7 protein-coding genes are annotated in these 9,665 nt (G+C 69.7%); 6 read left to right on the top strand and 1 reads right to left on the bottom strand.

Annotated elements, in window-relative coordinates; genetic code table 11:
• The 6 genes from FUT87_RS04500 to FUT87_RS04475 form a co-directional block, all read left to right on the top strand.
• Positions 1 to 1,549, top strand: a 1,549-nt coding sequence (locus FUT87_RS04500; RefSeq protein ID WP_147240221.1) for an ABC transporter ATP-binding protein, incomplete at its 5' end; no start/stop codon positions are given.
• Positions 1,536 to 2,627, top strand: coding sequence for an ABC transporter permease (locus FUT87_RS04495; RefSeq protein WP_147240220.1), 1,092 nt, complete (start codon positions 1,536 to 1,538; stop codon positions 2,625 to 2,627). The genes FUT87_RS04500 and FUT87_RS04495, both read left to right, overlap by 14 nt.
• Entirely contained in the window at positions 2,627 to 3,547 is a 921-nt protein-coding gene (locus FUT87_RS04490; RefSeq protein ID WP_147240219.1) for an ABC transporter permease, read from the top strand. The genes FUT87_RS04495 and FUT87_RS04490 overlap by 1 nt, the downstream gene beginning before the upstream one ends.
• Positions 3,548 to 3,609: 62 nt before the next feature.
• On the top strand, positions 3,610 to 4,782 hold the full coding sequence (locus tag FUT87_RS04485) for a BMP family ABC transporter substrate-binding protein (protein ID WP_147240218.1): 1,173 nt from the start codon (positions 3,610 to 3,612) through the stop codon (positions 4,780 to 4,782).
• A gap of 151 nt (positions 4,783 to 4,933) precedes the next feature.
• Positions 4,934 to 6,898 carry a S9 family peptidase gene (locus tag FUT87_RS04480; RefSeq protein ID WP_147240217.1) on the top strand — a complete coding sequence of 655 codons (1,965 nt, stop codon included), beginning with the start codon at positions 4,934 to 4,936 and terminating at the stop codon, positions 6,896 to 6,898.
• A 193-nt stretch (positions 6,899 to 7,091) separates the two neighbouring features.
• A complete protein-coding gene (locus FUT87_RS04475) occupies positions 7,092 to 7,493 on the top strand; it encodes a cold-shock protein (RefSeq protein ID WP_147240216.1) in 402 nt (133 codons plus the stop codon).
• A gap of 103 nt (positions 7,494 to 7,596) precedes the next feature.
• Here FUT87_RS04475 and FUT87_RS04470 read toward each other — a convergent pair.
• A partial coding sequence (locus tag FUT87_RS04470; RefSeq protein WP_147240215.1) for a TonB-dependent siderophore receptor occupies positions 7,597 to 9,665 on the bottom strand: 2,069 nt, incomplete at its 5' end.

Raw genomic sequence — 9,665 nt, 5'->3', positions numbered from 1 at the left:
GGTCAGCCTGTCCATCGCGCCGGGCGAGGTGCATGCCATCGTCGGCGAGAACGGCGCCGGCAAGTCCACCCTGATGAAGATCATCGCCGGCGCGGTGCAGGCCGATGCCGGCGAACTGCTGTGGGACGGCGCACCGCGGGCGCCGCGATCGCCGGCGCAGGCGCGCGCGCTGGGCATCAGCATGGTCTACCAGCACTTCTCGCTGTTCGATTCACTGACCGCGGCGCAGAACATCTGGCTGGGGCTCGACAAGGCGATGACGCTGGACGCGGTCCGCGCCCGCGTGCGCACGCTCTCGGCCGAGTACGGCCTGCCGCTCGATCCCGAGCGCCCGGTGCATGCGCTGTCGGTGGGCGAGCGTCAGCGGGTCGAGATCCTGCGCGCGCTGATGACCGCGCCGCGGCTGCTGATCCTGGACGAGCCGACTTCGGTGCTGACCCCGCAGGCGGTGGAGGCGCTGTTCGTCACGCTGCGCCGGCTCGCCGACCAGGGCTGCGCGATCCTCTACATCAGCCACAAGCTCGACGAGATCCGCGCGCTGTGCCATCGCTGCACGGTGCTGCGCGCGGGCCGGGTGACCGGCGAGGTCGATCCGCGCCAGGAGAGCAACGCCAGCCTGTCGCGGCTGATGATCGGCGCGGAGCCGCCCCGGCTCGCCGCCCGCGCCGTGCGCGAGCACGCGCCGGAGCGATTGCGGGTGAGCGGCCTGAGCCTGGCGCCGGAGACACCGCATGGCACGGCGCTCGCGGACATCGCGCTGGCGCTGCGACGCGGCGAGATCCTCGGCCTGGCCGGGGTGTCGGGCAACGGGCAGCAGGAACTGCTGCGGGTGCTGTCCGGCGAGGACCGCCGCGCTGAGCGCGGCGTCGTCACCTGGATCGCGGATGACCCGTCGGCCGACCCATCGAATGACGAGTCGAATGACCCGTCGAACTCGCGGGCCGCAGCCGGTGCTGTGAACCGCACCACCGATCTCGGACCGCTCGGACCGGCCAAGCGCCGCGCGCTCGGGCTGCACCACGTGCCGGAGGAGCGGCTTGGACGCGGCGCGGTGCCGTCGATGTCGCTGGCGCAGAACACGCTGCTGACACGGCGCGAGCCGGTGGGACGGCTCGGTCACGTGTCGACGGCCAAGGCGGCGGCGCTCGCGCGGCGGCTGATCGAGCGCTTCGGCGTGCGCGCTGCCGGGCCGCAGGCCGCGGCGCGCAGCCTGTCGGGCGGCAACCTGCAGAAGTTCATCATGGGTCGCGAGATCGACGCGGCGCCGAAGGCCCTGGTGGTCGCGCAGCCGACCTGGGGCGTGGACGTCGGCGCGGCGGCGCAGATCCGCGCGGAACTGCTCGCGCTGCGCGACGCCGGCTGCGCGCTGCTGGTGGTCAGCGAGGAACTGGACGAGCTCTTCGAGCTCAGCGACCGGCTGGTGGTGATGGCGCGCGGGCGCTTGTCGCCGACGATCCCGGTGGCCCAGGCCAGCGTCGCGCAGATCGGGCAGTGGATGAGCGGGCTTTGGGACGCGGCCGCGGGGGAGGGCACGCATGCTGAAGCTTGAACCCCGCCCGCAGCCGTCGGCGGCGATGTCGCTGGCGTCGCCGCTGATCGCGCTGGCGCTGACGACGCTGATCGGCGTGGCGATCTTCGTCGCGCTGGGCAAGGACCCGCTGCAGGGCCTGCGCATGTTCTTCTGGGAGCCGCTGCGCAATGGCTACGCGCTCGGGGAACTGGGCCTGAAGGCGACGCCGCTGGTGCTGATCGCGCTGGGGCTGGCGGTGGCCTTCCGCGCCAACGTCTGGAACATCGGCGCGGAGGGCCAGTTCGTCGCCGGCGCGCTGGCCGCCGGCTGGGTCGCGATGCAGGCCGACGCCGGCAGCACGAAGCTGATCGTCCTGCCCATCCTGCTCGCGGGCGTGCTCGGCGGCGTGGCCTGGGCCTCGATCACCGCGGCGCTGCGCGACCGTTTCCATGCCAACGAGATCCTCGTCAGCCTGATGCTGGTCTATGTCGCGGAGCTGCTGCTGCAGTACCTCGTCTACGGCCCGTGGAAGGACCCGGCGGGCTACAACTTCCCGCAGACCATCACCTTCCTGCCGGCGACGCAGCTGCCCAAGCTGTTCACCGGCACGCGGCTGCACATCGGCGTGTGGATCGCGCTGGCGGCGGTGATCGGCTGCTGGTGGCTGCTGATGCGCTCGATGGCGGGCTTCGCGCTGCAGACGGGCGGCATCGCGCCGATGGCGGCGCGCTACGCGGGCTTCTCGTCGCGTGCGGCCCTGTGGGGCGCGATGACGCTGTCGGGCGGCCTGGCGGGCTTGGCCGGCGCGCTCGAGACGGCCGGGCCGCTCGGCCAGCTCACGCCCTACGTGCCAGTGGGCTACGGCTTCGCGGCCATCATCGTGGCCTTCGTCGGCCGGCTGCATCCGGTGGGCATCGTGCTCTCGGGGATCCTGATGAGCATGTTCTACATCGGTGGCGAGCTGGCGCAGTCGCGGCTCGGGCTGCCGAAGGCGATCACTGGCGTGTTCCAGGGGCTGCTGCTGTTCTGCCTGCTGGCCTGCGACACGCTGATCCACTACCGCGTGCGGCGCGTCGCCGGGCTCGGCGTCCGCGGCGTCGACAAGGAGCAACGCTGATGGATGCCTGGGCCTTGCTGATCGCCGCGACGCTGAACGCGGGCACGCTGGTGGCGCTCGCGGCGCTCGGGCTGCTGATCAATGAGCGCGCCGGCGTCGTGAACCTCGGGGCTGAAGGCATGATGCTGGTCGCCGCGATCGCCGGATTCGCCGCGGCGGTGCACAGTGGCAGCGACCTGGTGGGCTTCCTGGCTGGGATCGGTGCGGGCGCGCTGATGGCGCTGGTCTTCGGCGCGCTCGCGGTTTACCTCAACACCAACCAGTACGCGACCGGGCTGGCGCTGAGCCTGTTCGGCGCGGGCTTCTCGGCCTTCGTCGGCCAGAACTACGTACAGGCGAAGCTCGGACCGCGGCCCGCGTTCGCGGTGCCGGGCCTGGCCGACATCCCGTTCATCGGGCCGGCGCTCTTCAAGCAGCATCCGCTGGTCTACGGCGCGATCGCGCTGACGGCGCTGCTCGCCTGGGGACTGACGCGCACGCGCGCAGGCCTGGTGCTGCGCGCGGTCGGCGAGTCGCCGGAATCGGCGCATGCGCTGGGCTATCCGGTGCGGCGCATCCGGCTGCTGGCGGTCGTCGCCGGCGGGGCGCTGTGCGGGCTCGCGGGCGCCTACTGCTCGGTGATCTACACGCCGCTGTGGGTCGAAGGGATGATCGCCGGCAAGGGCTGGATCGCGCTGGCGCTGACCAGCTTCGCCACCTGGCGACCGGCGCGCGTGCTGCTCGGCGCCTACCTGTTCGGCGGCGTCACCATGCTGCAGTTCCACCTGCAGGGGCAGGGCGTGCAGGTGGCCAGCCAGTTCCTGAGCATGCTCCCCTACCTGGCCACCATCGTGGTGCTGGTGCTGATCTCGCGCAACGAGGGCTTCATCCGCGCCAACATGCCGGCCTCGCTGGGGCGGCCGTTCCATCCCGGCGGATAGCCGCGCGCGGCGCCGCGATCCCCCGCTTTCCGCTTTCCGATCACGACTTCGCTGGAGAACCCATGTCCGTCCGATATCCGCGTTCGATGCTCCGCCGTTCCCTGCTGATCGCCGCGTCGGCGGCCGCCGCGCTCGCGCTGGCCGCGTGCGGCAAGAAGGACGACGCGCCCGCCGGGGCGGCGTCCGCGCCGCAGGCGGGTGGCGCCGCGTCCGGGGGCGCGCCGCTCAAGGTCGCCTTCGCCTACGTTGGCCCGGTGGGCGACGGCGGCTGGACCTTTGCCCACGACAACGCCCGCAAGAAGCTCGAGCAGACCTTCGGGTCCCGCATCCAGACCAGCTTCGTCGAGAAGGTGCCCGAGGCGGCCGATGCCGAGCGGGTCTTCCGCGACCTGGTCCAGCAGGGCAACACCCTGGTCTTCGGCACGACCTTCGGCTACATGGCGCCGATGCTGAAGGTGGCCGCGGACAGTCCGCAGGTCCGCTTCGAGCATGCGACCGGCTACAAGCAGGCCGCCAACCTGCGCAGCTACGACGCGCGGACCTACGAGGGCGCGTACATGGCGGGTGTCGTCGCCGGCGCGATGACGAAGACCGGCACGCTGGGCGTCGTCGGCTCCATCCCCATCCCCGAGGTGATCCGCAACATCAACAGCTTCACGCTGGGCGCGCAGAGCAGCAACCCGAAGGTGACGGTCAAGGTCGTCTGGGTCAACGAGTGGTTCAACCCGCCCCAGGAGACCAACGCCGCCCAGACGCTGATCAACGCCGGCGCCGACGTGCTGATGCAGAACACGGATTCGAGCGCGGTGCTGCAGACGGCCGAGAAGAACGGGAAGTACGCCTTCGGCTGGGACTCGGACATGAGTTCGTACGGGCCCAAGGCGCACCTGGGCTCGGCGGTGATCGACTGGTCGCCGTACTACATCGCCAGCGTCCAGGCAGCGCTGGACGGCAGCTGGAGCGCCGGTGCGGGCAAGCACAGCTGGTGGGGCGTCAAGGAAGGCGCGATCGACCTGGTGTCGCTGAACGCCGCGGTGCCCGCCGAGGTCAAGGCCCGGGTCGACCAGGTGAAGGCCGGACTCAAGGACGGCAGCTTCGTCATCTGGAAGGGCCCGATCGCCGGCCAGGACGGCAAGGAGGTCCTGGCGCGGGACAAGGTCGCCGACGACGCGTTCCTGCAGAACATCAAGTTCTATGTGAAGGGGGTGGAAGGGCAGGTGCCCGCCGGCAAGTGAGCGGCCGGTTCCCCCGTCCATCCCGCCGGATCGACGCTCCGTCGCGGCGCACCGCCGCCAGTCGGCCGCAGGATGGGCAAGGACTGACCCCGGCGTCTACAGTCGCCGGATCCCGGGATGGTCCCGGGCCCGATCAGGAGAGGAGAACCCGATGAGGAAGTCGTTCCCGAAGGCCGCCCCGCGGCAGGCACTGACGCTGCTGGGCCTGGCCTTGGCGGCCGCGATGGCGATGCCCGCCCAGGCCGCGACCGAGAAAGCCGCGGCCCGTTCCGAGGCCAAAGCCACCCAGCCGCGCCCCGCCAAGCGCTACACGATCGAGCAGTTCATGGCGACGACCTCGATCAGCGGGGCGTCCTTCTCCCAGGACGAGCGCCGCATCCTGTTCAGCAGCAATGCCAGCGGCATCTTCAACGTCTACAGCATCAGCGTCGACGGCGGCGAGCCGGTGGCGCTGACCGCCTCTAAGACCGACAGCCATTACGCCGTCAGCTACTTCCGCAATGACGACCGGGTGCTCTTCACCCGCGACCAGGGCGGCAACGAGAACAACCACCTGATCGTGCGCGAGCTCGACGGCAGCGAGCGCGACCTGACGCCCGGCGACAAGGTCAAGGCTGGCTTCAACGGCTGGAGTCGCGACGGCGACGCCTTCTTCGTCACGACCAACGAGCGCGACGCCCGCTACATCGACGTCTACCGCTACGACGCCAAGACCTATGCGCGCACGCTGGTCTACCAGAACAACGACGGCAACGCGGTGTTCGGCGTCAGCGGCGACGGCCGCTGGGTGGCGCTGGGCAAGACCAACACGACGGCCGACTCCGACGTCTACCTCTACGACACGCAGTCGAAAGAGACCAAGCACCTCACGCCGCACCAGGGCGTCGCGTCCTTCAGCGTGACCGGCTTCGACCCGGCGTCGACGACCCTGCTGATGCTGTCCAACGAGGGCGCGGAATTCCAGCGCCTGCTGGCCTACGACCTGGCGTCCGGCCAGACGCGCGAGCTCGAGAAGGCCGACTGGGACATCGTCTACAGCAGCTACTCCCGCGACGGGCGCTACCGCGTCACCGGCATCAACAACGATGCCAGCCTGGAGCTGCGCATCGTCCAGACCGCCGATGGCCAGCCGGTGACCCTGCCGCGGCTGCCGGGCGGCGAGCTGCGCGGCGTGGCCTTCTCGCGGACCAGCCAGCGCATGGCCTTCTACCTGAACGGCGACCGCTCGCCGAGCAACCTGTATGTCTACGACTTCGGCAGCAAGCAGGTGAAACAGCTGTCGCGCAGCCTGTCCCGGGACATCGATCCGGAAGAGCTGGTGGAGGCGCGCATCGTGCGCTTCCGCTCCTTCGACGGCATGGTGATCCCGTCGGTCTACTACCAGCCCAAGGAAGCTTCCCCGACCCACAAGGTGCCGGCCGTGGTGCTGGTGCATGGCGGCCCGGGCGGGCAGACGACGCGCGGCTACTCGGCGATGGTCCAGTACCTGGTCAACCACGGCTACGCGGTGCTGGGCATCAACAACCGCGGCAGCTCGGGCTACGGCAAGAGCTTCTTCACCGCCGACGACGGCAAGCACGGCCGCGAGCCGCTGTGGGACTGCATCGAGGCCAAGACCTACCTCGCCAGCACCGGCGTGATCGATCCCGAGCGCATCGGCATCATGGGCGGCAGCTACGGCGGCTACATGACGCTGGCGGCGATGGCCTTCCGGCCCGAGGCCTTCAAGGTCGGCGTGGACATCTTCGGCGTGTCCAACTGGCTGCGCACGCTGGAGTCCATCCCGCCCTACTGGGAGAGCTTCCGCAAGGCGCTGTACCTGGAGATCGGCGATCCGGTGAAGGACAAGGACTTCCTGGTCGCCACCTCGCCGCTGTTCCATGCCAAGGAGATCCGCAAGCCGCTGCTGGTGATCCAGGGCAAGAACGATCCGCGGGTGATCAAGCCGGAGAGCGACGAGATCGTCGAGGCCGTCAAGAAGAACGGCGTGCCGGTGGAGTACGTCGTCTTCGACGACGAAGGCCATGGCTTCTCCAAGAAGAAGAACCAGATCGAGGCCAACCAGAAGACGCTGGAGTTCCTCGACAAGTACTTGAAGCCCGGCTTGAAGAACTAAAACCGTGTGAAGTTGCACGGCTTACAGGCTGTTGCCCGGGGCCGTGACGGCTTGGGCAGCATGCACCCCCAGAAGCCCGGCCCCGTGCCGGGCTCTTTTGTCCGAAGAGAGAGAAGCGCCCGATGGAGGGCGTCCAGCGGACCACAAGTCCGCGACGCGGCGTCGGGCGATCCACAAGACGGGGGAACAAGTCATGCGATTCGAAGGAACCTTGGACAGCTGGTACGCCGAGCGCGGCCACGGCGTGGTGCGGCCCGAGCAGGGCGGCGAGACGCTGTTCGTGCATGTGTCGGCCTTCCCGATGGACGGCCAGCCGCCGCAGGAGGGCGAGCGCATCAGCTTCGAGATTGTGTCCAGGAGTGACGGCAGCAAACAGGCGGTGCGGCTGCAGCGCCTGCAGGCCCACAGGCTGCCCTCGCAACTGCGACCCCGCATGGCCTCCCGCCCGCCGCGGCCGATCGCGCGCCGCCGCACGTCGCCACTGACCTGGATGGTGCTGGTGCTGCTGGCGCTGGGCGTCGGCGCCACCGTGTGGACGCCGGCCAGCCATGCGCTGGGCGGCGCGAAGGCCCAGAGCGAACCGTCGCGGCGCTGAACCAGTTGACTCCTTGGGGCCGGCCCTTGCGGCCCCGTCGCCCTCGCGGAGGCCTGTTGCTCCGCTTTTTGCAGGCTGCCCTCGGGCAGCCTTTTTTGCGTCCTCAGACCTTCAGTTCCAGGCGCACGGTCCAGACGGTGAAGCTGCGGCCGGTGTTTTCGCTGGTGACCAGCCGGCCCGGCGTGACCGCGATGCTGCCGTTGCCGTAGCTCAGCGGCACCAGGTTGCTCGCGGCCAGGCGCAGCGCCACGGCGGACGAGAAGGTCCACAGGGCCGAGACGTCGATGACGCGCTTCTTGTCGATCTCGTTGAGCACCTGGTCGCTCTGCTGCAGCAGCGTGGTCGGCGTGTAGTTGAGCGAGGCGCCCAGCGTCAGCGGCAGCGAGCGCAGCCGGTAGTCGGCGCCCAGGTTGGCGGTGTAGCGGGGCTGCTGGTCCAGCTTGTTGTCAGGGCCGCGGATGCCGTCCACCGAAGAGTCGAACAGCGACAGGTTGCTGCGCACGTTGATCGGCAGCGCGTCGGCGACGTATTCGTCGAGGCGGAACTTGGCTTCGAGCTCGACGCCGCGGGTGGTGGCGTTGCCGATGTTGCGCGGCCGGATGACCCAGCGCGGCTCGGTGGCGTAGGGCACGGTCTCGAGCTGGGCCTGGGCGCGGATCAGGTCGGTGATGCGGCGATAGAAGAAGTTGACGCTGAGCAGCCCGCCCTTCGAAAGGTATTTCTCGTAACCGATCTCGACGCCGGTCGCCATCTCGGGCTTGAGGTCGGGGTTGCCGAAGCGGTCGGGATAGTTGATCAGGTTGCTGCCGCAGAGCGTGGCCGGCGGCTGGCAGGTGAACTGGCTGTTGATGCTGAGCCGGCCGATGACGTCGTTGAGGTTGGGCGCCTTGTAGCTGCGGGTCAGGCTGGCGCGGATCTGCTCGCGGCTCTTCTCGTCGATCTTGTAGACGCCATGCAGCAGCGGGGTGAGCACGCTGGAGGTGTTCTTCACCGGGCCCTGGTTGTTGCTGCTCTCGGTCTGGATGCCTTCCCAGCGCAGGCCGGCGTAGAAGCCCCACTGCTTGCCGACGCTCCACTCGTCCTGCGCATAGGCGGCGAGCCGGCGCGTCGATGCGGAGACGTTCTCGCCGAAGTCGGCGAGGAAGGCGCAGTTGTCGCGCCGCATGGTGCTGCCGTAGACCTCGGTGCAGCCGCGCGTCTGCTCGCGCGTGGTGCCTTCGCCCTCGACGCCGGCGACCAGGCTGTGCTCGTTGTCCATCTGGTGGTTGAGCTTGAGGTTCACGCTCCACTGCGTGTCGCGGCTCTTCGTGGTGTCGTCCTGCGTGCGGAAGAAGAGGCCCGGCGTGGCGTCGAGGTCCTCCTCGCGGTGGGCATCGCCGTCCATCGTCATGCGCCCGGCGCCCAGCCGCGTCTCCAGGCGGGTGCGCTCGTCCAGGCGCTTGTTCCACTGCAGGTTCAGCCGGGCCATGGTGGCGCGGTTGCTGCTGTCGCTGGTGTAGCTGTCGTACTTGATGCGCTCGAAGGCGTTCTCGTCCGGCACCGCCGACTGGGTCTGCCGGGCGCTGCTGGCGCCGCGGCCGCGGTTGACCATCACGAAGGGCTGGAGCGCGAGCGTGTCGCCGCCCGCCAGGCGCAGCTGCAGGCGGCCGGTCAGGTTGAGCGACTTGCGCTCGTCGGCGCTCTGTCCGCGGGTCTGCAGCAGGGTCTGGCTCTGGAGCGCGCCGGTGCCGGTGTCGAAGCGGCTGGTCAGCGACTGCGACGCGATGTCGTCGAGCCGCTTGTGCTGCATCGCGTTGACGGTGAGGTTGTAGGCGGTGCCCTGGTCGTCGAGCTTGTCGTTGCGGGTCCAGCTCAGGTGGGGCGTGACGTGGTCGCGCTCGAAGGTGGAGGCCAGGCGCAGTTCGTTGAGGCGGCGCTGCAGGGCCTCGCGCAGGACGACGTTGATGGTGCCGGCGATGGCGCGCGCGCCGAACTCGGCGGTGGGCGCGCGCATGACCTCGATGCGTTCGATCTGTTCGGGCGGGAGCTCGTCGAGCGAGAAGCCCGGCGGCATGCGTTCGCCGTTGACCAGGATCTGCGTGTAGCCGCCGCCCATGCCGCGCATGCGGACCTCGCCGCCGCGGCCGGGTCGTCCGCCGGTGGTGACGCCGGGCAGGCGCTTGAGCACCTCGC

The organism is Mitsuaria sp. TWR114 (assembly GCF_007997345.1).
The sequence above is the reverse complement of the archived record's forward strand: the minus strand, read 5'-3'. Positions and strand labels throughout refer to the sequence as shown.

Coding starts and splice junctions, on each gene's coding strand:
- FUT87_RS04495 (WP_147240220.1), top strand. CDS start 1,536: ATGCTGAAGCTTGAACCCCGCCCGCAGCCGTCGGCGGCGATGTCGCTG.
- FUT87_RS04490 (WP_147240219.1), top strand. CDS start 2,627: ATGGATGCCTGGGCCTTGCTGATCGCCGCGACGCTGAACGCGGGCACG.
- FUT87_RS04485 (WP_147240218.1), top strand. CDS start 3,610: ATGTCCGTCCGATATCCGCGTTCGATGCTCCGCCGTTCCCTGCTGATC.
- FUT87_RS04480 (WP_147240217.1), top strand. CDS start 4,934: ATGAGGAAGTCGTTCCCGAAGGCCGCCCCGCGGCAGGCACTGACGCTG.
- FUT87_RS04475 (WP_147240216.1), top strand. CDS start 7,092: ATGCGATTCGAAGGAACCTTGGACAGCTGGTACGCCGAGCGCGGCCAC.